Raw genomic sequence first — 25662 nt, 5'->3', positions numbered from 1 at the left:
GCGGCGCTCACGCCTCCTCCTCCGCCGTCGTCGGAAAGCTAAGCCCGGTCCAGGCCGGGAGGTGAACTGTCACCGCCACGTCGCCAGCCAGGATCGCCACGCCCGCCGCCATGGCTTCACCAGCCCTGTCGATGCGGATGATCGCCAGCGCCTGATCTGCGATGACCGTGCCGAGCGTCCCGAGTGGCTTGCCATTGGCCGTCAGGGCCGTACCGGTTGCGGGCAGGGCGGACGTGCCGGTGACGGTTGCCACGCGGCGGCGCGCCGTTTTGCGGTGATGCATGCGCGACACCACTTCCTGCCCGACATAACAGCCCTTCTTGAAGGACACGCCGCCATTCACATCCATCAGCACATCATGGGGGAAGGCGTCCTGCAGCGGATAGTCAAGCCCCGCCTCGGCAATGCCATGGGCAATCCGCAGGCGATGATAGGGGCTTGCATCGGGCTGCCCGGTCAGGCCCATCACGCGCCAGACCTCAAGCCCTGCCGCTGCGAAACGGCGGTCACGCCGGGCACCTTCGGGGGCAGGCTCATCCCAGCAGACGGTGACGCCCTCGGTCTCCTCCAACGTGATCGTCACCTGGGCGCGCAGCTTGTAGAGCGTCAGGCGACGCAGCAGCGCCTCCCGTTCGCAGGACTGAACCTCCAGCAGCAGATCGGCACCGTCACGCCAGATCAGGAATTCAAACAGAATCTTGCCCTGCGGCGTCAGCAATGCGGCAGGCAAAGCGTCATGCGCCTCCATGCCGGTGACATCGGCTGTCACCAGATTGTTGATAAAATGCTCCGCTTCCGGCCCATGCAGGCGCAGGAAAGAGCGATCAGGAAGCGCAATGGCTGGCATGGGGCACCGACTCGTCTTGTCCACTCGCTGAACATATGACGCTGAAACCCGCCCGTTTCAACGATGACCCGGATCAATCCCCGGCGGAGAAGAATTTCCACTGGCCATTGGGGGAAATGCCGATGCGGAAGAAATTGTAATTGCCGTATTCCAGCATGTTTTCAAAATCGCCGGCGGTCACCAGACGCATCAGTTCCACCTTTTCCGGCGCGGTCAGCGTATTCAGCGGCTTTTCGGCGAAATAGGGCCAGACATAGGCCTCATCCGGCGTTCCGGCATTCACATGCGCAAAACCGGTGGACAGGACATCCAGCATGATTGCCAGCACTTCCAGCCCATCCGGATCGCCAGAGACGCTCTTGATGATCTGGATGGGGTCGCTGCCATTGTCCTCGCCCAGCGCCAGTTGCGTGCCGTCCTTGCCCTGGGTAATGAGTTCGCGCAGGCGTTCCGGATCGCCGGAGGCGGCAGCCTCGACCATGCGTTCCCGCATCTTGCGCACGGCCTCCGGGGCCTTGCTGATGTCGTAGATCACCTCGACGGGCGGATCCTGCTTCTGCGGCGCGGGTGCCTCGGCGGCAGGCGTGGCGGGCTTGGTATTCTGAACCGGCTCCGGCTGCGGCAGGGTGGCGCCGCCCTGGGCGGGTGCCGGTTTTTCAGCCTGGGCCTCCTGCGGTTTTCCCTGCAATTCCGAAAGCGCAAGCGCCGGGGCGGGAAGGATCGCTGCAGAGCTTGCCAGGAGCGCGGCGCAAAGCATCACGCGGCCAGCCGTTGCGCGCCGGATAGTCCACAAATACTGCATGGAGTGCCTCTTACTGAATAACGCGCTTGGGCGAAAATTCGCCTGCCAGCATCCGTGCCCGCAGGGATTCGAGCATGGCTTCCGCGCCATCTTCACCATGAATGCGTATCGTTTCGCGCATCGCCAGCGCAATGGCAGCATCCGCAATGATTTCCGGCTCGATACCGTCCGCCATGCCATCGGCCCAGGCTTCATTCTGATATTCGAGGGCAGCCTGCATCTTTTCATGAACGATCATGTCGTCAATCTCGTTGCGGCGTGGTTCCATACTGCAGTCCTCGAAGCGTCTCGAATTACTCAACTGTTAAAGAGTTTATCAGTCTTTTACCAAAACGACATGGTCCGAAGCTTGATCAGGTGAATAATTGGTTAATTCCCGAAGCGCGCCGTCATTTCATCAACGACTGTTGCGCCCTCGGCACGATATTGGCTTTCTGCCATCCGCGCCGCCGATGTGCAAGTGGTATGCACTGCAGCAAAGGCCCTGTACCCCCGGTTGAAGGAGGCGGTCAATGCCTGTTTTCGGACAGGTTCCTTCTCTGCATCCTCGGCAATCAGCTTTTCCATGCTGGCCCGCCATTGCGGCTCGGCCTCCGTACCGCAGAGATTGCGCAGATAGGTGACGGTGCCGAGAATTTCTGCCAGCCGGTTGAGCTTGGCATCATAGGGCGTGGTTTCCGGATTTTCCGTCGGCGCCGATTGCGGCATGGGCGCCTGTATCGCCGTCGGCGGCACCGAGGCCGACATCAGGCAGAACACGGCAATCGTAAGAGGCAGCATTCTGGTCACGGTCTATCCATTCATCCGGCAGTCGAAACTTGGTCTAATCGCTCACAGCATTCCAGCACGCTATCCGGCACAGGCAGCCGGCGCACCTCTTCCAGTGTAAACCAGCCCAGGGAACCGGCATCGCTTGCCGCCACCGCCTCGCCGCCGGTGGATTCCACCCTGACCAGAAAAACCGAAAGCAGGAAATGGTGATGTGGCGGCCCCTCTGGCTCCGGCAGTAACTCATAGGTGGCAAACAGTTCAGGATTATGGCCGATCAACCCGGTTTCCTCGCGAAGTTCCCTAAGGGCTGCTTCTTGCGGTGATTCGCCGGGCTCTGCCTTGCCGCCCGGAAAGGCGTAGAGATCGGCAGCGGGCGGGTTGGAACGCTGCACCAGCAAAAAGCGCCCGTTGCGGACAACAATGGCGGAGGAGGCGGGGCGAGGGGCGCGCATCGGCGAGAGTTCCATTTATACCAAGGCTCGAAGATGCTAACGCATCCTCGCCTTGAAGGGATTTCGAATATCTCAATTGCGTTAGAGGCTTTAGATATTCGAAAAAGGAATACGAAGAGTTATTTTCAATGACTCTTCGTCTTAGGGTGTGTGGACATTCGCCCTTGAGCGGGCTGCAAACGGCAATTTCCTGCGCTTCCGGTGCTCATGTACTCAAGTACACTCCGCGCCGGTTCTCGAAAATCACCGTTTTCGCCACGCCCAAAGCCGAATGTCCACACACCCTAGAGCGGATTGCTTGACCTTGGGCGATGAGGCTGCCACACAGGACGCATGTGCGGACGTTTTGCCCTGACTGCCACACCCAATCAAGTGCGGGAGACCTTCGGCCTTGTGGAGGTCGATGGCTTTCCGCCGCGCTTCAACATCGCGCCCACCCAGCCGATTCTCGCGATCACGCAGTCCAACCGGCCCGATCCCGGCAGCAATCTGCCCGATCGTGAGGCCCGGCTGTTGCGCTGGGGTTTCCTGCCCGGTTGGGTCAAGGATCCTCGCGATTTTCCGCTGCTGATCAATGCCCGATCCGAAACCGCCATCGAGAAGGCGTCCTTCCGGGCGGCGATGCGCCATCGCCGGGTGCTCATTCCCGCCAGCGGGTTTTACGAATGGCGACGCCCGCCCAAGGAAAGTGGGGAAAAACCGCAGGCCTATTGGATCCGGCCACGGCAGGGCGGCGTGCTTGGCTTTGCCGGCGTGATGGAAATCTGGGCCAGCGCCGGTGGCAGTGAAGTGGAGACGGGCGCCATTCTCACCACGGCGGCCAATCATGCCATGCGGCCCATTCATGACCGCATGCCGGTGGTGATCGCGCCCGAGGATTTCACGAGATGGCTGGATTGCCGGACCCGTGAACCGCGCGAGGTTCAACCGCTGCTGAAAGCAGTGGACGATGATTTCTTCGAAGCCATCGCCGTTTCCGACAGGGTCAACAAGGTGGCCAATATGGGGCCTGAACTGCAAGAGCCCGTGGCGCTTGAAGATCCGAAACATGCCGCATCGGCACCCAAGCAGGACAGCACCCAACTCTCGCTTTTCTAAGCTCTTGTTTTTACGCATTTCCAAACGGAAAACCGGTTCCCGCTTTTGCTGGAAATGCTTTAGATTTTGAGATCAGGGTCAGAGCCGGACGCCGGTTTGGCGGTGCCTCTACTTCATGCGGCTTTTTTCACCGGCTTGCGCTTCAGCATCAGCGCAGCTGCGATGACGGCCTTGAGGCCAAGCGGGCGGTAATTGCTGGTGAGTTCCGGCTTGGCCGGGGCGGCGGTGTCTTTTGCGTGCGTCGTCATCGTTTTGCTCCCTCAAAGAGCGCTTCCCTAGAGTGATTTCTTGTCAACTCATCTGCTCACCCGCCGGGCGAAACCCGGTGAGAGCGATTCGACAGTCATGCGGCTGTCATAGGAGAACATGACAAACGGGAGCTTAACGCAACTTAATTTAGATCAACGGCAAACATATTTTGTGAGTTGCAAACTCAAAAAAATCACAACCCCCTGTCCATGGCCGCGCCGTCGTGGTCATGCGGCTCCTCTACGGTCAGGGTTCCGTATTTGCGCTTCCAGGCGCGCGCGCCGAAGGGGAGGGACAGAATGTAGAGAATGGCCGTGGCCGAGAGCACTTCCCAGGTATAGCTCATCAGCAGCGCCACATAGAGCACCACACAGAGCGTGAGCGGCAGCACGAGATCGCGGCGCACCTTCTTTTCCGACTTGCCGGACCAGACCGGAAGGCGGCTGACGAGCAGAATGGCAATCAGAATTGTGTAGGCGGCGGAGATGAAGGCAAAGCCAGGCGTTGCGGGCACGCCGAGAAAGCCGAGATAGACCGGCAGCAGCACGAGAAGCGCGCCTGCCGGTGCCGGAACACCGACAAAATAGGCCGATTGCCACGGCGCCTTGATGCCGCGCTCTTCCATGACGTTGAAACGGGCAAGCCTGAGACCCGCGGCGATGGCGAAGATCAGGGCGGCGATCCAGCCGAAGGAACGGGCCTGATCGAGAATGAACACATAGAGCACGAGCCCCGGAGCCACGCCGAAATTGACGATGTCGGCGAGCGAATCCATCTGCGCGCCGAATTTCGACGTCGCCTTCATCAGCCGGGCGATACGCCCGTCAATGCCATCGAGAAAGGCCGCGACCAGCACCATGCCGACGGCAAGCTCGAACCGCCCCTCGAAAGCCAGCCGCACGCCCGTCAGGCCCGCGCAGATGGCCAGAACCGTGATTAGGTTCGGCACCATCAGCCGGAGCGGAATTTCCCTCAGCCTTGGCCCGCGCGAGGCATCGCTGGAGCCGGTCTGGGGAGAATTGCTGTTCGGTGCGTCACTGCTCATGCTGAAACGATCTTCCGTTCTGTGTGGTCCGGGAGGCGCGCTTCTACGGTCCCGGACCCATGCCTTTCATGCTAGAGCGCTTCATTGTTTCACGGAAACATTGAAGCGCTCTAAATCTTTGTTTTTACGCATTTCCGGACGGAAAACCGGTTCCCACTTTTCCTGGAAATGCTCTAGGGTGTGTGGACATTCGGCTTTGGGCGTGGCGAAAACGGTGATTTTCGAGAACCGGAGCGGAGTGTACTTAGGTACATGAGCACCGGAAGCGCAGAAAATTGCCGTTTGCAGGCCGCCCAGGGGCGAATGTCCACACACCCTCTCAAGAGCGTCGGCTGATAACCGGGCCCTTGTTCGAGCCATATTCGGCGAGAACGGTTTCACCCCCCACCGAACGCTGGCCGACCGAGACACGCGGCTCGCCGCCTGCCGGGACATAGACATCAAGGCGCGAACCGAAGCGGATCAGGCCGAAGCGCTCACCGGCATCCAGCGGCTGGCCGGCTGTGGTCCAGCAGACGATGCGCCGTGCCACGAGACCGGCGATCTGAACAACGCCCAGTGCGCCATGCGGACCTTCGATCACCAGGCTGTTGCGCTCATTGTCGGTGCTCGCCTTGTCCAGCTCGGCATTGACGAACTGGCCTTCGCGGTAGACGGCGCGCACCACCGGGCCGCGCACCGGGGCGCGGTTGATATGGGCGTCGAAGACATTCATGAAAATCGAAATGCGCAGCATCGGATCGGTGCCAAGCTGCAATTCCTCCGGCGGCACCACCATCTGGATGGAGGAGACGCGGCCATCGGCCGGGCTCACCACCAGATCGTCATCCTGCGGTGTGGAGCGCTCGGGATCGCGGAAGAAATAGGCGCACCACAGCGTCAGCACCAGGCCGATCCAGAAGAGCGGCGCCCACAGCCAGCCCAGCACCACCGCGCCCAGGAAAAACGCCAGCACGAAGGGGTAACCTTCCTTGTGCACGGGCACGATTGTGTTTCTGATCGTATCGAACAAGGACATCAGCCGGATTTCTCCTTATGTGCCATGGGCGAAAGGCAGGCCAAGGCCGTGAACCGCCATCCCATGTGTTTAAAAACCTGAAGCGTGAGTAACCCGAAAAGCCTTGAGGAGCAATGCCGCGGGGCCTCAGTGCCGGTCAACTTGCCGGGGACATCCGTACCACAACGCCCAGATCGTCGCTTTCCCGCACCTGCCGCAGATGTTCTTCAGCCTCCGTCGCCTCCCGCTGGCGGTTCCACATCGAGGCGTAAAGGCCGTTTTGCGCCAGAAGTTCCGCATGGGTGCCGCGCTCGGCAATCTCGCCCGCGCGCAGCACGATGATCTGATCGGCATTGATCACGGTGGAGAGACGGTGGGCGATCACGAGCGTGGTGCGGTTTTTCGAAACGAGATCGAGTGCGGTCTGGATTTCCTGTTCGGTGGTGGTGTCCAGCGCTGAAGTGGCTTCGTCAAGAATGAGAATGGGCGGCGCTTTCAGCACGGTCCGGGCAATGGCGACACGCTGCTTTTCGCCGCCGGAGAGCTTCAGGCCGCGCTCACCGACCAGCGTGTTGAAACCCTGCGGCAGATCGCGGATGGCGCGGCCCACCTGGGCGATATCGGCGGCGGTTTCCACCTCCGTATCGGAGGCGTCCGGCCTGCCATAGCGGATATTGTAGGCAATCGTGTCGTTGAACAGCACCGTATCCTGCGGCACCATGCCGATGGCGGCCCTCAGCGAGGCCTGAGTGACCTGTCGCAAATCCTGCCCATCGACGCTGATCACCCCCTGCTGCACATCGTAAAACCGATAGAGCAGCCGGGAGATCGTGGATTTCCCCGCGCCCGAGGGGCCGACCACTGCCACTGTCTTGCCGGCCGGGACGGTGAAGGAAATGCCCTTGAGGATCGGACGGGCGGGATCGTAGGCAAAATGCACGTCGCGAAAGACGATCTCGCCCTTGTCCACGGCAAGCGGTACCGCATCGGCTGCGTCCTCGACTTCAGGCCGCACGCTCAACAGATCGAACATCTGTTCGATATCGATCAGCCCCTGGCGGATTTCGCGGTACAGCATGCCGATAAAGTTGAGCGGCACGGAGAGCTGCAGCAACAGCGCGTTGACAAAGACGAAATCGCCGACCGTCTGTTCGCCGCGCTGAACGGCAAGTGCCGAAAGCACCAGCATCACCGTCATGCCGATGCCGAAGATCAGGCCCTGGCCGAAGTTCAGCCAGCCAAGCGAGGTCCAGACCTGGGTGGCGGCCTTCTCATATCGCGCCATGGAGGCATCGAAGCGGCGGGCTTCCATGGCCTCGTTGCCGAAATATTTGACCGTTTCGAAGTTCAGCAGCGAATCGATTGCCTTCACATTGGCATCGGTGTCGCTGTCATTCATCGAGCGGCGGATGGCAATGCGCCAGTCCGAGGCCTTCACCGTGTACCAGCAATAGGCCAGGACGGTGAGCGCGGTGACGAGAAGATAGGAAAAACCATAGGCCCACCAGAAGATCGCCGCCGTCAGGGCAAATTCCAGAATGGTGGGGATGGAGTTGAGAATGGTATAGCGGACAATCGTTTCGATGCCCTTGGTGCCGCGCTCGATGATGCGGGACAGGCCGCCGGTCTTGCGTTCCAGGTGAAAGCGCAGCGACAGCGCGTGCATATGCACGAAGGTCTTGTAGGCCAGACGCCGCACCGCATATTGACCGACACTGGCAAACAGCGCGTCCCTTAGCTGGTTCAGCCCCCATTGCGCGATGCGGGCAAAATTATAGGCAATGACCAGCATGACGGCAGACAGCATGAAGACCGGCAGAAGACCCGTTGCATCCATCCGCCCGTTCAGCGCATCGGTCGCCCATTTGAAGAAATAGGGCACCAGCATCAGAACCAGCTTGGCGAGCACCAGAAACAGGCTGGCCCAGAGGACGCGATTTTTCAGATCCTGCCGTTCGGCGGGCCACATATAGGGCCAGAGATTGACGATGGTGCGCCAGGGATTGCTGGAATCGGCCGAAACCGTCTTGCCTTGCTGCTCAGTGGGCCGTTGCATGGAATTTCCGTTGATTGCCGCTGCGGCGCGGGGGAGTTGGCGCCAAAAAAGAAGCGGCCCGAACCAGAGCATCGTGCCGAAAACCGGAATCGTCACGATGCTCTGGATTCTTGTTCTTACATCGGATTTTCCCGAAAACCGGTTCCCACTTTTCGGTCCGATGCTGTAGCCGCTTCATACATCACTTATACCAAGGCTCGAAGATGCTAACGCATCCTCACCTTGAGGGGATTTCGAATATCTCAATTGCGTAGGAGGCTTGAGATATTCGAAAATGGAATTTGAAGAGTCATTTTCAATGACTCATCAAATTAATCAATCGAACCGCTGCTTTCAACGCTTGTGCTCCAGCATCCACTTACGGTGAATGGCCTCGGCCTCGTTATCCGGCAGCGACTGGTCCGGCACGTTGAAGGTCTGGCCGGGCTCGATCAGGTCCGGATTGGTGATCTGTTCGGCATTGGCCATGTAGATCGTGGTGTAGCGCACACCCTGGCCGTAGACGCGGCGGGAAATCTGCCAGAGCGTGTCGCCCCGGCGGATGATGACCGTGTTCGGCGAGGCCGTCAGCGGTGCTTGCGAGATGGTGGGCGGTTCACTGCCATTGCCGCTGGTGCCTTCCACCGGCTGGGTGGTCTGGGCTTGCAGCGTGGCCGGAGGCGTTTGCGGCTGCGGCATGGGTTCAAGGGCTGCCTCCACCAGCGGCCTGATCTTCGGCAAAGCGTCCGCCATGGCCGGGATAGAGGCCGAGGGAACAGCCTTCAGTGCTGCGAGCGCCTTGCCGGCATTGGCAGCCATACGGCTCATGAAGGCGGCGCTGTCAGCATCGCTGGCCGGGGCGGGGCGGAAGTCCGAGACAGCCTTCAAGGCAAATTCCGTGGCCGAGCGGGCTGCTGCCAGCGCATCCAGATCTGGCGTCTTGCCATCGGCAAAGAGATTGCTCAGAAGCGTGAAGGACTTGGCCAGCGTATCGCGCTGCCGGTCAAAGAAGCTGCGATCCGGGGAGACCGGAGCGGCACCGCCGGAGGCGGGTGCGCTTTGCGGCGCAACCACGGCGACCTGATCGCCTTCCGGACGGTTGAAGGGGACAGAGGCGCGCAGCGTAACCTTGCCGCTGGCATCCTTCAGGTCAACGCTGATGATGTGCTGGCCAACAGCCAGCGCAAGCTCGCCTTCCACCACGAATTTACCGTTCTGGTCCACATCGGAATCGCCGATCTTCTGGCTGTCGACAAAGGCGGAGACGGCGCGGCCCTTCGGCGCATTGCCGGCCACGAAGATCTTGTTGCCTTCCAGTTCCACGGCGGTGATCTGCAACTGTCCGCCCAGGGCTGCGGGAAGCGTCTGCCGCGTCGCGTCGGCTGGCGTATTGGCGCTATCAGCGACTGCGGGCATGTTTCCGGCGGTTGCCGCAGGCACACGGCCCTGCTTGGCGGCGTCGTTGATCTGATCCGGTGTCGACAGCAGGCGGCTTGCCTCGCCGGGCTTGCTGACCATGGCCAGCACATCGCCCTGGCTATTGGCCGGAACGGAGACGGTGGCCTGTTCCTCCGACTTGATCACTGCGCCGTCCTTTGTGGTGGCGCGCAGATCGAGCGCGTGGTCACCGGAGGGCAGCGGCTGATCGAGCACGATGGCAAAATCACCGCTTTGCGAGGCCGTGGCGCTGGCAATCGGCTTGTTGCCATCCACCACCTCGACCTTCGAGCCCGGTGCGGCGCTGCCGGCAATCACCGTCGAGCCATCCTTTTCAACGCGCAGCACGTCGAAACGCGGCGTGTTCGGGTCGCTCAAGGCTTCGCCCCGCAGCGTGCGGCCAACATCGGCGATGGCAGCGGCGGCATCGGCGGGCGAGGCAGGCAGCGAGGCCAGGAAGGCCAGCGCCTTGGCGGCCTGTTCCTTCGCCTTGGTGGCGCTGGCAGCAAGGCCTGTTTCAAGGCCTGCGGGAATGTCCTGGTCGGCCAGCGCCTTCAGTGCCGTCATCGCGGCGAGCTTGGCGGCGGAATAGGCATCCGGGGCGGGCGTCTTGCCATCGGCAAACAGGCCCTCCAGCGCGGTCACCTGCTGTTCGGCGGCGGATTTCAGCCGGGCCATCTTGGCGGCGGGGGCTTCAGAACTGGTCTGAGCCGGAGCTGCGGGCTCGGATGGTGTTTCCACCGGCGCCGTCTGCTGCTGGGCCTGCTCTTGTCCCGTTTGCTTGCCGCGGATTTGCGGCAGCACGAAAAAAACCATCAAGACTGTCGCAATGGCCAGCACGCCAAGGGCCAGCCAACCGGCACGATTTTTCATCACTCACGTCTCCGGGCGGGTCATTCCGCCATATCCCTCAAGAACTGCTAGCCATTTACGCTTCTTTTCACAAGCGACGCCGCAAGAGCCGCGCCAACCTGCCAGAGTGTTTCGCTTTTTCACGGAAACACCGAAACGCTCTAACTCTTTGTTTTCACGCATTTCCGACCGGAAAATCGGCCTCCACTTCTCTTGGAAATGCTCTGGGAATTATCGCCAGCTTTCCTTGCCCGTCGCTGTCCATGCCCCAGAAAAAGCAGCTGTTGACCTTGGACGAGCCCGGCTGGCATTGTGGCGCCATGACCATTCATAACAGCTCGATTCGATCCATCTGCGTCTATTGCGGCTCCAGGCCGGGGCGCGATCCCGCCTATATCGCCGCTGGCCGCGCACTTGGCCGGGCCATTGCGGCCAACGGCTTGAGGCTCGTCTATGGCGGCGGCACCAAGGGCATCATGGGTGCGGTGGCCGCAGGCGTTCTGGCCGAAGGCGGCCACGTCACCGGCATCATACCCGAATTCCTGGTGGATATGGAAGCCACGCGCCATTCTCTCGGACAGTTGAACGAGTTGATCGTGACGGCGGATATGCATGAGCGCAAGCACAAGATGTTCGAGCGCGCAGATGCCTTCGTGACGCTGCCGGGTGGCATCGGCACGCTGGAGGAGATCGTGGAAATCATGACCTGGGCTCAACTCGGCCGTCATGAAAAACCGATGGTCTTCGCCAATGTCTGCGGCTTCTGGAAGCCGATGCTCGATCTCATCACGCATATGCGCGAAGAGGGCTTCGTCCATACCGGCCACAAGGTGCAGCCGCTGGTGATTGACGATATCGAGGCCGTGGTGCCGGCGATCATGGATCGCTGGAACGAGCTTGGCTGGTTGAAAGGCGATGAAGAAGTCATCGCCCGGCTTTGAATTGAGAGCATTTCCAGGAAAAGTGTGCAGCGGTTTTCCGTCCGGAAATGCGTAAAAACAACTAGTTTGAGCGCTTCAGCATCGGCAGCGTGTAGATCACCAGCGCTGCCCAGATCAGCGGAAAGGCGATGGCCTTGGCGGTGCTGAAATCCTCCTCGAACACGAAGACGGCGATCAGGAAGATCATGGTCGGCGCGATATATTGCATGATGCCGATGGTGGAGAGGCGCAGCAGCTTGGCGCCGTTGGCGTAGAGAATGAGCGGCACCGCCGTCACCAGCCCGCTTGACGCGAGTAACAGGCTGTCTCCCATGTCTCCCCGCAGGAAATGCGCCTGACCGGTGATGGTGAGATAGATCAGATAGGCCGCCGCAAAGGGCGCCAGCAGCAGCACTTCCAGCAGGAAGCCCTGATTGGGGCCGATGGGCAGGGTCTTGCGGAAAAACGCATAGAAGCCCCAGGAGAAGGTAAGGCTCAACGCAATCACCGGCAGTTTTCCGGCATCGACGGTGAGAATGACCACGGCCACCACCACCAGCGCCAGCGCTGCGATCTGCGCCGGTTTCAGCCTTTCCTTCAAAAGAACCGCGCCGAGAAACACCGAAAACAGCGGGTTGACGAAATAGCCAAGGGCCGTATCCAGCGCATGTCCCGCGCCGATGGCCCAGACATAAATGCCCCAGTTGATGCTGATCAGCGCTGCGGTGACGGCAGCCATGCCCAGCATTTTCGGCGTGCGAAAGGCAAGTTTCAGATCATCGACCCGCTTCAGCGCGATCAGCACGATGCCAGCCACCGGAATGGACCAGAGCACGCGATGGGCAATGACTTCCGTGGGCGGAATGTGCGCAACCGCCTTCATGTAGAAGGGCAGGAAGCCCCACAGCACATAGGCTGACAGGGCGAAGAGAAAGCCTCTCATGCCATCGCCCTTATCCGCCGTCGTTACGACTTCCGTCATGTCTCTACCCGCCTCGTCCTGTTCATATGGAAAAGGCGTTACTCTTCCAACGTGGGAAGCTCCAATTCATTCCATTGAAGCATGGTTCAGTCGCGGTGATGGATACTCATTCCGCTGCGATTCGTCCTGCCAGCGACCGGTTCTTCATCAGCTTGTAGATCAGCGCATCCATCAGCGCCTGGAAGGAGGCGTCGATGATGTTTTCCGAAACGCCGACCGTCCACCAGCGCTGGCCGGTGGCATCGCCGGATTCGATCAAAACGCGGGTGATGGCCTCGGTGCCGCCATTCAGGATGCGGACCTTATAGTCCTTGAGTTCCAGATCGGAAATTTCTGCCTGGAACTTGCCGAGATCCTTGCGCAGCGCGATGTCGAGCGCATTGACCGGGCCGTCGCCTTCCGCCACCGACATCACCGTTTCGCCATCGATGATGATTTTGACCACTGCTTCCGACACGGTCTTGAGCTTGCCGTGGCTGTCGAAGCGGCGCTCCACCATGACGCGGAAGCTTTCGACGGCAAAGAAATCCGGCACCGTGCCGAGCGTGCGCCGCGCCAGGAGCTCGAAACTGCCGTCTGCCCCTTCATAGGCATAGCCGGAAGCCTCGCGCTCCTTCACCAGTGAGATCAGTGTGTCGAGGCGCGGATCGTCCTTGGCGACATCGATGCCGCGCCGCTTCAACTCGTTGATGAAATTGGCCTTGCCGCCCTGATCCGACACCATCACCTTGCGGAAATTGCCGACAGAGCCGGGCTCGACATGCTCATAGGTCTTCGGGTCCTTCAGCAGCGCCGAGGCGTGGATACCAGCCTTGGTGGCGAAGGCCGAAGCGCCGACATAAGGGGCCTGATGGTTGGGCGAGCGGTTCAAAAGCTCATCGAAGGCGTGGGAAAGCCCGGTCAGTTCCACCAGTTTTTCCCGGTCGATGCCGATCTCGAACCGGCTGGCATAGGTCTCTTTCAGGGCCAGTGTCGGGATCAGGGTCGTCAGGTCGGCATTGCCGCAGCGTTCGCCAATGCCGTTCAGCGTGCCCTGGATCTGGCGCACGCCAGCCTCCACCGCGGCCAGCGAATTGGCAACCGCCTGTCCGGTATCGTTATGGGCGTGAATGCCGAGGGAGGAACCTGGAATGCCCGAGGCGATCAGCGTGGTCACGATGTCACGCACCTCCGGCGGCTGTGTGCCGCCATTGGTGTCGCAAAGCACGATCCAGCGGGCACCGGCCTCGTAAGCCGTTTTGGCGCAGGCCAGCGCATAGGCCGGATTGGCCTTGTAGCCGTCGAAGAAATGCTCGCAATCCACCAGGGCTTCCTTGCCGGAGGCCGTGACGGCGGTGACGCTGTCGCTGATCGCCTCCAGATTTTCCTCGTTGCTGCAGCCGAGCGCCACCTTCACATGGTAATCCCAGCTCTTGGCAACGAGACAGACTGCATCGCTTTTTGCCTGCAACAGCGCGGTGAGGCCGGGATCGTTGGAGGCGGAGATACCGGCGCGCTTCGTCATGCCAAAGGCGACAAAGCTGGCCCGGCCCGTGCGCTTTTTCGAGAAAAACGCCGTATCCGTGGGGTTCGCACCCGGATAGCCGCCTTCCACATAATCCAGCCCGAAATTGTCCAGCATGGCGGAAATGGCGATCTTGTCCTCGACGGAAAAATCAATGCCCGGCGTCTGCTGGCCATCCCGGAGCGTGGTGTCGAAGAGGGTGATCTTTTCACGGGTCATGCTTGCCTCCTTAAAGGCAGAATAGGAGGTTATACGGGCTTTCCAGCAAACCGGTCAGTGGCGCGGATCAGCTGGTCGAGAATGCCGGGCTCGCTCATCGCGTGGCCTGCTGCCTCGATGATGTGAAAATCGGCATCCGTCCACACCTGCGACAATTCGTAGGCATAGCGCAACGGGCAGGGCATATCATACCGGCCATGCACGATCACCCCCGGAATGCCGTTGAGCGTGTGGGCGTTGTTCAGCAATTGCCGTTCTTCCAGCCAGCCTCCATGCATGAAGAAGTGGTTTTCGATGCGGGCAAAGGCCAGCGCATAAGTGTCCTCACCGAAATCTTCGATCCGCTGGAGATTGGGCACCAGCGAAATCGTTGCGCCCTCCCACTGGCTCCAGGCGCGGGCGCATTGCATCTGCACCGCCTTGTCGTCGCCGGTCAGGCGGCGGTGATAGGCCGCCATCATCTCATGACGCTCTTCCGGCGGAATGGGCGCAATGAAGTGCTGCCAGCGGTCGGGATACATCTGCGAGACGCCAAACTGATAATACCAGTCCAACTCGCCTTTGGTCAGCGTGTAGATGCCGCGCACCACCAGTTCGCTCACGCGCTCGGGATGGGTTTGCGCATAGGCCAGCGCCAGCGTCGAGCCCCAGGAGCCGCCGAAGACCAGCCATTTGTCCACGCCGATCATCTGGCGCAGCCGCTCGATATCCGCCACCAGATGCCAGGTGGTGTTGGCCTCCAGATGCGCATGCGGGGTGGAACGGCCGCAGCCGCGCTGGTCGAACAGGATGACATCATAAAGCGCCGGATCGAACACTCGCCGCTGGTGGGGATTCACCCCGCCGCCGGGGCCGCCATGCAGGAAGACGGCAGGCTTGGCGCCCCTGGTGCCGACGCGTTCCCAATAGATCCGGTGGCCGTCGCCGACATCGAGAAAACCGGTCTCGAAGGGTTCAATTTCAGGGTAAAAACCGCGCAATACTTCGCTCATGCCTCATCCTCCGGGGGCCAGTGGTCAGTGTCGTGATCGGGATGCTGCCAGCTTTCGATTGCTGCCCATTTGGCATCGTATTCCGGGCTGGAGAACGCCGTCTTTTCGAAAAGATGATCGATCCAGGGAAGGCGCTTGCCGTAATTCACCTGGATTTCCGGCTCGATCCTTTCGGGATGGTCGAAGGCGCCGATGGCCAGTTCTACCGCCTCGTCCGACTGATAGGTCAGCGGCGTGCCGCACTTGTTGCAGAAGCCGCGCTTGATCTTTGCAGACGAGCGGTAAAGCGTCGGCTGCCCGCGCGTCCAGGTCAGATGCGCCTGATCGGCGGTCACCAGCGGCGCGAAAAAGCTGCCAAACTGTTTCTGGCACATGCGGCAATGGCAGATGGACGGACGGCCAAGCTTTTCGGCGCGAAACCGCACTGCGCCGCATTGGCATCCGCCGGTAAAGGCTTCGCTCATGATCTGCTCCTATTCATCGCCGGGTTGGGAGAGCGGACCGCGCCAGAAGGGCGTATCCGTATCCGGATGCTGGTTTGAGACGATATCCGTCAGGAAAGGCGCGCTTTCAATGTCGAATTCCGTGCGGTGGCCCGGCAATCTTGCCAGATGATCCGTGAAGGGCAGCTTGCCCTCGATGCCGTACTGAACGGTGGGAGGCAGGGCTGCGGGATCATCGAAGGCACCAGCGGCAAGCGACAACCCATCTGGCGCTTCATAGGTGAGCGGCGTGCCGCAATCTGCGCAAAAGCCGCGCGTGACGAAGTTGGAGGAGGCGAAGTGTTTCGGCGCCCCGCGCGTCCACTCCACATCCGCCGGGTGGCAGGAGGCGAAGGGTGCGAAATAATTGCCGAACGCCTTCTGGCACATGCGGCAATGACAGATGGACACATCCTTCGGCTTGCCGTTCAGGCGAAAACGCACCGCCCCGCACTGGCAGCCGCCGGTATAGGAATAGATGGCCATGTCAGGTTTCCTCCGTCTCTTCCGCCAGCCAGTTTTCGAGCGTCAGGCCGGGTACCCGCGCAAATGCGCGGGTGTTGTTGGTGAGCAAGTCACTTGCGCCGGTCAAGCCTCATGCGTTAACCGCATCATCGTCAAGGCAATTCAGCGTTTCACCTCCCAGGTCGTCACCCGTTCGCCGCTCTCCTTGTCCTTGCCGTCCTTCAACTGAATGCCCTTGGCGGCGAGGTCGTCGCGGATCTTGTCGGCTTCCGCGAAGTTCTTTGCCTTCAGCATTTCCAGCCGCATGGCGACCAGCGCTTCGATGGCAGCTTTAAGGTCGTCGCTCACCTCAGCCTTTTTCGGCTGCACACCGAGAAGGGCAGCACTTGCCGCGAAAACGGCGAGCTTTTCAGGGTCGGCATTGGCCTCGCTTGCAAGCCCGTGCAGGGCCTGAATGGCAGCCACCGTGTTGAGATCGTCGTGAAGCGCCTCCAGAACACAGGCATCGGGCCTTGCCTGCGGATTGGCATCGGCCATGTCGATGGCGGGCCATTTCGACAGCAGTCGTTCTGCTTCCTCCAGCCGCTTCACCGAAAAATCGATCGGCTCGCGATAATGCGTCATCAGCATGGCGAGGCGCAGCACCTCGCCCGGCCATTTGCGTCCGCCGAAAGTTTCCGCGTCCAGAAGCTCGTTGATGGTGAAGAAGTTGCCCTCGGATTTCGACATCTTGCGGCCTTCCACCTGCACGAAGCCGTTATGCATCCAGACATTCGCCATCACCTCCGTGCCATTGGCGCAGCAGGATTGGGCAATCTCGTTTTCATGATGCGGGAAGATCAGATCAAGACCGCCGCCATGAATATCGAATATCTCGCCCAGATAGCGCCGGGACATGGCCGAGCACTCGATATGCCAGCCCGGACGGCCTCTTCCCCAGGGGCTGTCCCAGCCCGGCTCATTATGGCTGGACAATTTCCACAGCACGAAATCGCCGGGATGCTTCTTGTGCGCTTCCACCGCAATGCGGGCGCCCGCCTGCTGCTCATCGAGATTGCGCTTAGACAACTGCCCGTAATTGGCCATCGACCGGGTATCGAACAGCACTTCGCCGGATGCCACGTATGCATGGCCCCGGGCAATCAGCGCCTCGATGATCTCGATCATCTGGGCGATATTGTCTGTCGCCCGCGGCTCTACGGTGGGGGGCAGATTGCCCAGCCGGGCGACATCGGCATGGAATTGGTCCGCCGTTTCCCGGGTCACGCGGGCAATGGCCTCGTTCAGCGGCAGGTCCGGATAATCGCGCAGCGCACGCGCATTGATCTTGTCGTCCACATCGGTGATGTTGCGGGCATAGGTGACGTGGTTTTCGCCATAGATATGCCTGAGCAGCCGGAAGAGCACATCGAAGACGATGACCGGACGTGCATTGCCGATATGGGCAAAATCATAAACGGTGGGACCGCAAACATACATGCGCACATTCTGAGGATCGATGGGGCTGAACTCCACCTTCTCGCGCGTCAATGTATTGTAAAGCTTGAGGCCTGCGGCCATGGTCTACTCCCGAAATGATAATTCCCGGCTGGACCGGGTCGTTTGTCATCTGGAGCTTTCAGGAGACGAAAACGGCCGGGCCAGCGAAGCGCTAGCAAATAATGATCCCGCAGATGATGCAGAGGCTCGTTTTCATGGTTGCGAGTTATGGCGTGCTCTCCGGCGGCGGTCAAGGGGATGGCTGAACCGGAACGCGCCGTTTTTATGGGAAAAATTTGCTTTTCGAGCTTTGTCGCGTCAAAGCCCTTTTCTTCGCCCAGCTTCTTTGCGATAGCCCGAAACAGAATGCGCATATCGCAAAAAAGTGAGGTTCTGTGAAAGGCGCAAGCCCGGACTTGGAGATTGCCATTGGCGAGGCGGCCCGGCTGTTGTCGGATCGGCCCATTGCGATTTCCGTTTCCGATCCCGATGGCGTTCTGGGGCCATCGCCGGTGCTGGAATTTCGCCGCCATGGCCGCGTGCCGCAAAGCCTGCATCGCACGCTGCTCATCCGGGGCAGGGGCCGCTTTTTTGGGTGGACGCCGGATGATCTCGACGCCATTCGCCTGATCCCCTGCGTGGCGGCGCGGCCCGCAGGGCGTGCGCCTGTCGTGCGCTTGCGCCAGATGAGGCTTGTGGAAATCGGGGCGAGGATCGGCTTGGCCAGCCCCCGGGCGTTGATCCGTCTCGCCAAGCTTTTCGTGGCCGGAAACAGCAAGGGTGTCATCTTCCGCTTTGTGCGCTTTTTCGAGGGGCTGAGTGAGCCCTCCTATCGCGACTGGGTCTGGGCGGAGGGTGAGCGCCGCAAGGCGGAGGCACGCAATGCGCTCTCCGCGCCGCCACCGGTGACGGTCACCATCACCGGCGATGCCGCGCTTGCCGCGCTGAGCCGTGAAAGTCTCTCCCAACAGACCTATCCGGCCATCCGCGAAAGTGACGGACCGCCGCCAGACGGGCATGGCTTCTGGATGCGGCTGCCTGCCGGTGTCAGGCTCGCTCCGCAGGCGCTGGAAGATATGGTGCAAAGCCTGCTCGCCCGTTCCGCCGCTGCCGCCGTCTATGCCGATGAGGATGTGATGGAGAGGAGCGGACGCCGGCACAGCCCCTTCTTCAAACCGGCCTGGGACCAGCCGTTGGCTGAGGCCGGCTGGCTAAAACCCGATGCCGCGCTGATCCGCGCCAGCGCGCTGCCGCAGGATGTCGATGCCGTTTCCCTCACCAGCGCTGCGCTGCTGACGCGTGTTGCTGCACGGGGAGCAATCCTGCATCTTCCCCGCGTGCTTCTGCATCGCCCTGGTTTGGCAAAGCCTGCGTTGAATACCCGCCGCCCGTCGCCGGTGCTGAAGCCGGTGAGCGTCATCATTCCCACCCGCGACCGGGCCGATCTTCTGGCGGCCTGTCTCGAGGGGCTTTTGAACCGCACCCGCCATGCCGGGCTCGATATCCTCGTCATCGACAATGACAGCCGCGAGGATGCGACATTGACGCTCCTGTCGCGGATCGAGGCGGAGGGGCATATCCGGCGGGTGTCGATGCCGGGGGCGTTCAATTTCTCCCGCGCCTGCAATCTCGGTGTTTCGGAGGCCCGGCACGAGGCGGTGCTGCTGCTGAACAATGATGTGGAACCGCTTCAGGATGGCTGGCTGGCCGAAATGCTGGGCGAGATGGAGGATCCGCGCGTGGGTGCGGTGGGGCCGCTGCTGCTGTTTCCGGATGGTTATGTGCAGCATGGCGGCGTGATTCTCGGCCATGGCTCCATTGCCCGGCACAGTTTTCACTTCCATCATCCGGACGGCGGCGAGGATCGCGGGCTGTTATCCTTGCGGCGCAATCTCTCCGCTGTCACGGCAGCCTGTCTTCTGACACGCCGCAGCCTGTGGCAGGCTGTGGGCGGCATGAATGAAGAAATGTTGCCCGTTGCCTTCAATGATGTGGATTATTGCCTCAAATTGCGCAAACAAGGAGCGGTGATCCGCTGGACACCGCATGCGCGCCTGCTGCATCGGGAGTCGGTCTCCCGCGGCACGGATAATACCGATGCCAAGCGCAAGCGTTTTGCCGCTGAAGAGAAATATATGTTCGAGACCTGGGGCAGCCTGCTGCTGAACGATCCTTGCCATAATCCCAACCTGTCGCTGGCGGCGGGAGAATTCGTGCTGAGGGGCGCGCCGCGCGATGCCGCTGCCCGGAGCAGCGAATGCTGAAGGAAGGCTCGCGGGCTTCCTGCCTTCTCGATAAAGTGTTGACGCGGCCTCGCCTTCAGGGGCCGGGCAAGGGAAGGCCGCGCCGCCCGGTCAAGCGGATCATCGTGTTCGGGCGCATGCCCAATCCAACCTTCGATTATTATCTGGCCGCGCGGCTTGAAGCCCCCGGCATGCCGCCTTTTCAGGTCTGCGATATTCGCAGCTTTCGCGCCGAGGATCTGGAGGCGGAAGGCAGTTTCGTTCTGATTTGCCGCTATGCCTCCACCGCCGTTCTGCGGTGGATCGAAAGCCGCCATGCCAATCTTGCCGGTGTGGGACTGTTTCTCGATGACGATATTCCGGCGGTCATTACTGGCGACGATGCCGATCTGCCCTATCGGCTGTTTCTCTGGTATCGCGCCATTTTTCCGCTGCGGCGGCTGAACCGGCACCTGGATTGTCTCTGGCTGTCGACGCCCCGGCTGGCGGATGCCATCGGCGAGCCTGGCGCAAAACTCCTGCCGCCCGCCCCGCCCGAAAGGCTGTGGCGAAGCGCCAGCTTTGAGCTTTCCGTGGATCAGGTGGTGATCGCCTATCACGCCACCGGCGTGCATGTGGCGGAGCATCACTTCCTGAGGCCGATCATCGAAACGGTGCTGGCGGCGCGCCCGCAGGCGCGTTTCGAGGTGGTGGCGGGGCCAAATGCAGCTGGCATCTGGCAGGGGCTTGAGCGCTGCCATGTGCTCTCGCCGACGTCCTGGACCGATTATCTTGAAAAAATGGCCTCGGCGCGGGTGGATATTTTTCTCGTGCCGCTGACGCCCTCTGCCGTCAATGACTGCCGCGCGCCGACCAAGCGCATCGACGCGGCGCGGCTCAATGCCGCCGGGCTCTACTCCGCCTCGCCAAGTTACGGCTTCGGCCATGACCGGGGAGAAATCCATCTTGCCCATGAGGCGGAGGATTGGGTGCGTGCCATTCTGGCGCTGATCGACAATCCCGCTGAACGCAAGGCCGTGGCTGCCGCAACCTGCGCGGAAGTGGCCGCCATGACGGCGCTGGCCCGCGATGGGCTGCCGGGGTTCTAAATCTGTTTTTAAAACCGGTTCCGAATTGTTCTGGAACGCGCTCTGTTCCCTGAATCGGGAGGCTTTTGCCTCCCGCCATCAGGCAGGCATGTGGTAATCGACGATCCGGTTCTCGCGCACCACGAAGAGCTTGCCGGTTTCGGTCTGGTCAGGCCCCACCAATGGCAGCAGGGTCTTCGCCACGTCTGAAGGATGCGGCAGGGTGTCCGGGTCTTCGCCCGGCATGGCCTGGGCGCGCATGGCGGTGCGGGTGGCGCCTGGATCGACGGAGAGGACGCGCAGCGGCAGGCGCTGGCTTTCTGCCGCCCAGGTGCGGGCGAGCGCTTCCACGGCGGCCTTGGAGGCGGAGTAGGGACCCCAGAACGGCTTGCACTTATGCGCGGCGGCAGAAGAAAGGATCAGCGCGCGGCCCTGGTCAGATTTGGTGATCAGCGGATCGATGGAGCGGATCAGCCGCCATGTGGCGGTGACATTGATCGCCATGACCTTTTCGAAGACCTTGGCTTCCACATGGCCGATGGGCGAAATCACGCCCAGCACACCGGCATTGGCCACCAGAATATCCAGCTTGCCCCAGCGCTCGAAGATCGAGCCGCCCAGCGCATCGATGGCACCCATGTCGGCGAGGTCGAAGGGCACGAGGGTCGCGGACCCGCCGACGGCCTTGATGGCGTCATCAAGCTCTTCCAGCCCGCCCACGGTGCGGGCGCAGGCAATGACGTGTGCGCCTGCGCGCGCCAGTTCCAGCGCCGTGAAATAGCCGATACCGCGCGAAGCGCCGGTGACGAGCGCAATGCGGCCCTTGAGATCCACTGTCATGTTCTGCCCGCCCTGTCAGCCGTTGCTGGCAAGAACGGAAACCTTGCGGCCCATTTTCTCGCCTTCCTTGTCCAGAAGCCGCACCGGATAATCGCCGGTGAAGTAATGGTCGGTGAATTGCGGGTTTTCCGGATTGCGCGGCTCGCCGCCCACGGCCTTGTAGAGCCCGTCGATGGAGAGGAAGGCGAGCGAATCCGCGCCGATATATTTCGCCATGGCCTCTTCATTGGCATATTGATTGGCCAGCAGCTTGTCGGCATCCGGCGTGTCGATGCCGTAGAAATCCGGATGATAGATCATCGGGCTTGCCACGCGGATATGCACTTCCTTGGCGCCGGCATCGCGGATCATCTGGACGATCTTCAGCGAGGTTGTGCCGCGCACGATGGAATCATCCACCAGAATGACGCGCTTGCCTTCGATCATCGCCCTGTTGGCGGAATGCTTGAGCTTGACGCCGAAGGCGCGGATCTGCTGGGTCGGCTCGATAAAGGTGCGCCCGACATAATGGTTGCGGATAATGCCGTATTCGAAGGGAATGCCGCTCGCCTGGGCGTAACCCAGCGCGGCGGGCGTGCCGCCATCCGGCACCGGCACCACGACATCGCCGTCGCAGGGGGCTTCCAGCGCCAGGTTCTGGCCCATGTTCTTGCGCGTCTGGTAGACATTGCGGCCGCTGACCACGGAATCCGGACGGGCGAAATAGACATATTCGAACAGGCAGGGACGCTCCGGCACGGGCCGCGCAGGCGGGCGGGCGTCGATGGTGATCGAGCCATCCGGCTGAATTTCGCAGATGATCACTTCGCCATTCTTGACGTCGCGCACGAATTTCGCGCCGATAATGTCCAGCGCACAGGTTTCGGAGCAGAAGATCGGCTTGCCGTCGAGATCGCCCATCACGAGCGGGCGGATGCCCACCGGATCGCGCGCGGCGATCAGCTTGGTGCGGGTCATGGCGATCATCGCATAACCGCCTTCCATCTGCCGCATGGCGTCGATGAAGCGATCCGTGGTGGAGCTGTGGCGGGACCGGGCGATGAGGTGCAGCACCACTTCCGAATCCGAGGTGGACTGACAGATGGCGCCGGTGGCGATGATCTGGCGGCGGAGCGTCAGACCGTTGGTGAAATTGCCGTTATGGGCAATGGTAATGCCGCCTTCTTCCAGCTCAGCGAACAGCGGCTGTACGTTGCGCAGCGCCACTTCGCCGGTCGTGGAGTAACGGGTATGGCCGATGGCGGCAGACCCCGGCAGCTTCGCCAGCGTCACCGGGTTGGTGTAGTGATCTCCCACCAGACCCATATGCTTTTCGGTATGGAAGTGCCGTCCATCGAAGGACACGATGCCTGCCGCCTCCTGGCCGCGATGCTGGAGCGCATGCAGGCCCAAGGCTGTCAGCGTCGCGGCATCCGGATGGCCCAGAATGCCGAATACGCCGCATTCTTCATGCAGCGTATCGCCTTCGAGATCTTCGAGAAAGGTGGAGGAGGAATGGATCATCACAGCCGGCCTTTGTGAGGGTCAAAAGAAAAACGGTGTTCGTCCGCGAAACCTCTACCTTAGATAATAGGTCGCACGGCTCAATTCCATACTGCGCCTGAAAGGCGCAGCCAGTCCTGTCAGTTTCCGGTGGCCGGGGCGTCTTCGGCAGGCGCTTGCGCCTCCGGTGCCTGAGGCTGTTCCTTGCCGAGAATGCGGGCGCGCAATTGCGGCTCGATATCATCCGGCAAGACGGCTTCCAGCTTCATGACGAGCGCGTCGATGAAGGGCTTGGATTTTGCATTGTTGACCCAGGCCGGGCGCTGCTTGACGTCGATCAGCCAGTTCCAGAAGGCGACGGCGACAACGAGAAGCAGAAGACCGCGTGCCGCCCCGAACAGGAAGCCCAGCGTGCGATCCAGCGCGCCGATACGGCTGTCGATGATGAAATCGGCAATGCGCGACGTGATCAGCGAGATCAGGATCAGCGCCACGATGAACACCGCGCCTGCCGCACCCGCCATGGCGATGCGGTGATCGGTGGTGTATTTTTCCACATAAGGCAGGACGATCGGATAGAAGTAATAGGCGGCGGCAACCGCGCCCACCCAGCTTGCGATCGACAGGATCTCGCGGGAAAAGCCGCGGATCATCGCCAGGACGGCTGAAAACAGCACGACACCGATGACGACACCGTCGAAAATCGTAATGGGCATTCAGTTCAACTCCAGGGGCAGGCCGCACAGGCGGCACCCGCTTTTTCGTCAACATCCGGCTTTTTCGATCCGCTGCGGGTCTTTGCGGTCACCTTCCGGCTTCGGCAAAGATGCAGTGCACCAAGGCGGCCTCTCCTTACACCACGAATGAACGAAGTAAAAGGCGCAAAGGCGGCGCATTTCTATCAAAATTGTGAAGCTCGCCGTGGAAATTATCCAAGGTCTTTCATTCCGCTTCCGCCGCCTTCAATTTCCGCCCCGCAATCTGCACTACAAGGTCGGCAAGACTGTCGATGCGGCTGACGCGGCTGGCGCTCTTCGGCAGGTCGGCGGAGGCCGCAGGCAGCACCGCACCGGAGAAGCCCAGCTTCTCAGCTTCTTTCAGCCGATGCACGGCCTGCGAGACCGGGCGCACCGCCCCGGAGAGGCTGACCTCGCCGAAATAGACGCAATCGGCAGGTAGCGCCACGCCCGCCAGAGACGAAACGAGAGCGGCGGCAATGGCGATATCGGCGGCGGGCTCGGCAATGCGGTAGCCTCCGGCAATGTTGAGATAGACATCGTGCTGGCCAAGGCGCACGCCGCAATGGGCTTCCAGCACTGCCAGCACCATGGCGAGGCGGCTGGAGTCCCAGCCGATCACCGCCCGGCGCGGTGTGCCGAGCGAAGTGGGGGCAACGAGCGCCTGCACCTCGACCAGAACCGGGCGCGTGCCCTCCATGCCGGCGAAGACGGCAGCGCCCGGGGCCTTTTCGTTGCGCTCTCCAAGGAAGAGTTCGGAGGGATTGGCGACCTCCCGCAGACCCTTGTCAGACATTTCGAACACGCCGATTTCATCCGTCGGGCCGAAGCGGTTCTTCACGGTACGAAGAATGCGATAGTGATGGCCGCGATCGCCTTCGAAATAAAGAACCGCATCCACCATATGCTCGACCAGACGCGGACCGGCGATCTGGCCTTCCTTCGTCACATGGCCCACCAGCACCATGGTGGCCCCGGTCTGCTTGGCAAAACGGATCATGGCCTGCACACCGGTGCGCAATTGCGTGACGGTGCCGGGCGCGGAATCGGCAGTATCGCTCCACAGTGTCTGGATGGAATCGATGATGATCAGGTCAGGCCGCTTGCCCTCGGAAAGCGTGGCCAGAATATCCTCGACATTGGTTTCTGCTGCCAGCAGCACATCGGTATCGGCAGCCCCCAGCCGCTGCGCCCGCAGCCGCACCTGCGCCACCGCTTCTTCACCGGACACATAGATGACGCGCTGCTTGCGGCGCGACAGCGCCGCTGCCGCCTGCATCAGCAGGGTGGATTTGCCGATGCCCGGATCGCCGCCGATCAGCACTGCCGAGCCGCGCACGAAGCCGCCGCCGGTGGCGCGGTCCAGTTCGCCCATGCCGGTTGGAATGCGCGGCGCTTCCTCGATCTCGCCGGAAAGGCTGGTGAGCGTGACAGGACGGCCCTTTTTCGGCGCAACCTTGCCCGGCCCGCCGCCAATACCGCCCATCAGATCTTCTTCGACAATCGTATTCCATTGGCCGCAGCCGTCACACTTGCCCGCCCAACGATTATGGACGGTGCCGCAATTCTGGCAGACAAACTGGGTCTTGGCGCGGGCCATGCTGATCTTTCGCAATGAGAACAGAAAGTGAACTTTCTTTCAGTTAAGCGAAAGCGCCTGGCGAG

24 protein-coding genes are annotated in these 25662 nt (G+C 61.3%); 4 read left to right on the top strand and 20 right to left on the bottom strand.

What is annotated here, in order from left to right; genetic code table 11:
- Positions 1 to 7: 7 nt before the first annotated feature.
- The 5 genes from ygfZ to QO005_RS02530 form a co-directional block, all read right to left on the bottom strand.
- Positions 8 to 847 carry a CAF17-like 4Fe-4S cluster assembly/insertion protein YgfZ gene (gene ygfZ, locus QO005_RS02550; RefSeq protein WP_307156376.1) on the bottom strand — a complete coding sequence of 280 codons (840 nt, stop codon included), beginning with the start codon at positions 845 to 847 and terminating at the stop codon, positions 8 to 10.
- A gap of 73 nt (positions 848 to 920) precedes the next feature.
- Complete coding sequence (locus QO005_RS02545; protein ID WP_307156375.1) at positions 921 to 1649, bottom strand: hypothetical protein; 729 nt, start codon at positions 1647 to 1649, stop codon at positions 921 to 923.
- Between the two features lie 10 nt (positions 1650 to 1659).
- Positions 1660 to 1917 carry a hypothetical protein gene (locus tag QO005_RS02540; RefSeq protein ID WP_307156374.1) on the bottom strand — a complete coding sequence of 86 codons (258 nt, stop codon included), beginning with the start codon at positions 1915 to 1917 and terminating at the stop codon, positions 1660 to 1662.
- Between the two features lie 101 nt (positions 1918 to 2018).
- Complete coding sequence (locus QO005_RS02535) at positions 2019 to 2429, bottom strand: TIGR02301 family protein (protein WP_307156591.1); 411 nt, start codon at positions 2427 to 2429, stop codon at positions 2019 to 2021.
- Between the two features lie 20 nt (positions 2430 to 2449).
- On the bottom strand, positions 2450 to 2872 hold the full coding sequence (locus QO005_RS02530; protein ID WP_307156373.1) for an NUDIX hydrolase: 423 nt from the start codon (positions 2870 to 2872) through the stop codon (positions 2450 to 2452).
- Positions 2873 to 3205: 333 nt separating this feature from the next.
- Here QO005_RS02530 and QO005_RS02525 point away from each other — a divergent pair, with 333 nt between their 5' ends.
- The gene (locus tag QO005_RS02525) at positions 3206 to 3970 is read left to right on the top strand and encodes an SOS response-associated peptidase (RefSeq protein WP_307156372.1); all 765 of its coding nucleotides are present in this window, start codon (positions 3206 to 3208) and stop codon (positions 3968 to 3970) included.
- Between the two features lie 113 nt (positions 3971 to 4083).
- On the opposite strand, the gene QO005_RS02520 is transcribed toward QO005_RS02525, so the two are convergent.
- The 5 genes from QO005_RS02520 to QO005_RS02500 all read right to left on the bottom strand — a co-directional run bounded on the left by QO005_RS02520 (position 4084) and on the right by QO005_RS02500 (position 10606).
- Positions 4084 to 4218: a hypothetical protein gene (locus tag QO005_RS02520; RefSeq protein WP_307156371.1), complete on the bottom strand. Its 135-nt coding sequence runs from the start codon at positions 4216 to 4218 to the stop codon at positions 4084 to 4086.
- Positions 4219 to 4412: 194 nt separating this feature from the next.
- A complete protein-coding gene (locus tag QO005_RS02515; RefSeq protein ID WP_307156370.1) occupies positions 4413 to 5264 on the bottom strand; it encodes a CDP-alcohol phosphatidyltransferase family protein in 852 nt (283 codons plus the stop codon).
- 319 nt (positions 5265 to 5583) lie between these two features.
- Entirely contained in the window at positions 5584 to 6282 is a 699-nt protein-coding gene (locus QO005_RS02510; protein WP_307156369.1) for a phosphatidylserine decarboxylase, read from the bottom strand.
- Positions 6283 to 6418: 136 nt separating this feature from the next.
- Positions 6419 to 8317 carry an ABCB family ABC transporter ATP-binding protein/permease gene (locus QO005_RS02505; protein WP_307156368.1) on the bottom strand — a complete coding sequence of 633 codons (1899 nt, stop codon included), beginning with the start codon at positions 8315 to 8317 and terminating at the stop codon, positions 6419 to 6421.
- Positions 8318 to 8650: 333 nt separating this feature from the next.
- Positions 8651 to 10606, bottom strand: coding sequence for an Ig-like domain-containing protein (locus tag QO005_RS02500; RefSeq protein WP_307156590.1), 1956 nt, complete (start codon positions 10604 to 10606; stop codon positions 8651 to 8653).
- A 299-nt stretch (positions 10607 to 10905) separates the two neighbouring features.
- Between QO005_RS02500 and QO005_RS02495 the strand changes: the two genes are divergently transcribed.
- On the top strand, positions 10906 to 11526 hold the full coding sequence (locus QO005_RS02495; protein WP_307156589.1) for an LOG family protein: 621 nt from the start codon (positions 10906 to 10908) through the stop codon (positions 11524 to 11526).
- Between the two features lie 61 nt (positions 11527 to 11587).
- Here the strand turns inward: QO005_RS02495 and rarD are convergent, their stop codons facing one another.
- From rarD to cysS, 6 genes are all read right to left on the bottom strand, one after another.
- Positions 11588 to 12487 carry an EamA family transporter RarD gene (gene rarD, locus QO005_RS02490; RefSeq protein ID WP_307156367.1) on the bottom strand — a complete coding sequence of 300 codons (900 nt, stop codon included), beginning with the start codon at positions 12485 to 12487 and terminating at the stop codon, positions 11588 to 11590.
- Between the two features lie 106 nt (positions 12488 to 12593).
- Positions 12594 to 14210 carry a citramalate synthase gene (gene cimA, locus QO005_RS02485; protein ID WP_307156366.1) on the bottom strand — a complete coding sequence of 539 codons (1617 nt, stop codon included), beginning with the start codon at positions 14208 to 14210 and terminating at the stop codon, positions 12594 to 12596.
- Positions 14211 to 14239: 29 nt separating this feature from the next.
- On the bottom strand, positions 14240 to 15202 hold the full coding sequence (gene pip, locus QO005_RS02480; protein WP_307156365.1) for a prolyl aminopeptidase: 963 nt from the start codon (positions 15200 to 15202) through the stop codon (positions 14240 to 14242).
- Positions 15199 to 15666, bottom strand: coding sequence for a GFA family protein (locus QO005_RS02475; protein ID WP_307156364.1), 468 nt, complete (start codon positions 15664 to 15666; stop codon positions 15199 to 15201). Before QO005_RS02475 ends, pip begins: the two co-directional genes overlap by 4 nt.
- A 9-nt stretch (positions 15667 to 15675) precedes the next feature.
- Positions 15676 to 16164, bottom strand: coding sequence for a GFA family protein (locus QO005_RS02470; RefSeq protein ID WP_307156588.1), 489 nt, complete (start codon positions 16162 to 16164; stop codon positions 15676 to 15678).
- A gap of 147 nt (positions 16165 to 16311) precedes the next feature.
- Complete coding sequence (cysS, locus tag QO005_RS02465) at positions 16312 to 17709, bottom strand: cysteine--tRNA ligase (protein ID WP_307156363.1); 1398 nt, start codon at positions 17707 to 17709, stop codon at positions 16312 to 16314.
- Positions 17710 to 18023: 314 nt separating this feature from the next.
- Between cysS and QO005_RS02460 the strand changes: the two genes are divergently transcribed.
- Together QO005_RS02460 and QO005_RS02455 are read left to right on the top strand one after the other, a co-directional pair.
- Complete coding sequence (locus QO005_RS02460) at positions 18024 to 19892, top strand: glycosyltransferase family 2 protein (RefSeq protein ID WP_307156362.1); 1869 nt, start codon at positions 18024 to 18026, stop codon at positions 19890 to 19892.
- Positions 19886 to 20959 (top strand): glycosyltransferase family protein, encoded by a 1074-nt coding sequence (locus tag QO005_RS02455; protein WP_307156361.1) that lies wholly within the window; start codon positions 19886 to 19888, stop codon positions 20957 to 20959. Before QO005_RS02460 ends, QO005_RS02455 begins: the two co-directional genes overlap by 7 nt.
- A 78-nt stretch (positions 20960 to 21037) precedes the next feature.
- Here QO005_RS02455 and QO005_RS02450 read toward each other — a convergent pair whose 3' ends face one another.
- The 4 genes from QO005_RS02450 to radA form a co-directional block, all read right to left on the bottom strand.
- Complete coding sequence (locus QO005_RS02450; RefSeq protein WP_307156360.1) at positions 21038 to 21778, bottom strand: SDR family NAD(P)-dependent oxidoreductase; 741 nt, start codon at positions 21776 to 21778, stop codon at positions 21038 to 21040.
- Between the two features lie 15 nt (positions 21779 to 21793).
- On the bottom strand, positions 21794 to 23281 hold the full coding sequence (purF, locus tag QO005_RS02445) for an amidophosphoribosyltransferase (protein WP_370877985.1): 1488 nt from the start codon (positions 23279 to 23281) through the stop codon (positions 21794 to 21796).
- Positions 23282 to 23400: 119 nt separating this feature from the next.
- Positions 23401 to 23976, bottom strand: a complete 576-nt coding sequence (locus QO005_RS02440) for a CvpA family protein (protein ID WP_307156359.1) — start codon at positions 23974 to 23976, stop codon at positions 23401 to 23403.
- Positions 23977 to 24202: 226 nt separating this feature from the next.
- Positions 24203 to 25597 carry a DNA repair protein RadA gene (gene radA, locus QO005_RS02435; protein WP_307156358.1) on the bottom strand — a complete coding sequence of 465 codons (1395 nt, stop codon included), beginning with the start codon at positions 25595 to 25597 and terminating at the stop codon, positions 24203 to 24205.
- Positions 25598 to 25662: the final 65 nt, after the last annotated feature.

The organism is Allorhizobium paknamense (assembly GCF_030815125.1).
GTDB lineage: Bacteria > Pseudomonadota > Alphaproteobacteria > Rhizobiales > Rhizobiaceae > Allorhizobium > Allorhizobium paknamense.
Note: the sequence above shows the minus strand (reverse complement) of the source record. Positions and strands in the feature narration are given on the sequence as shown.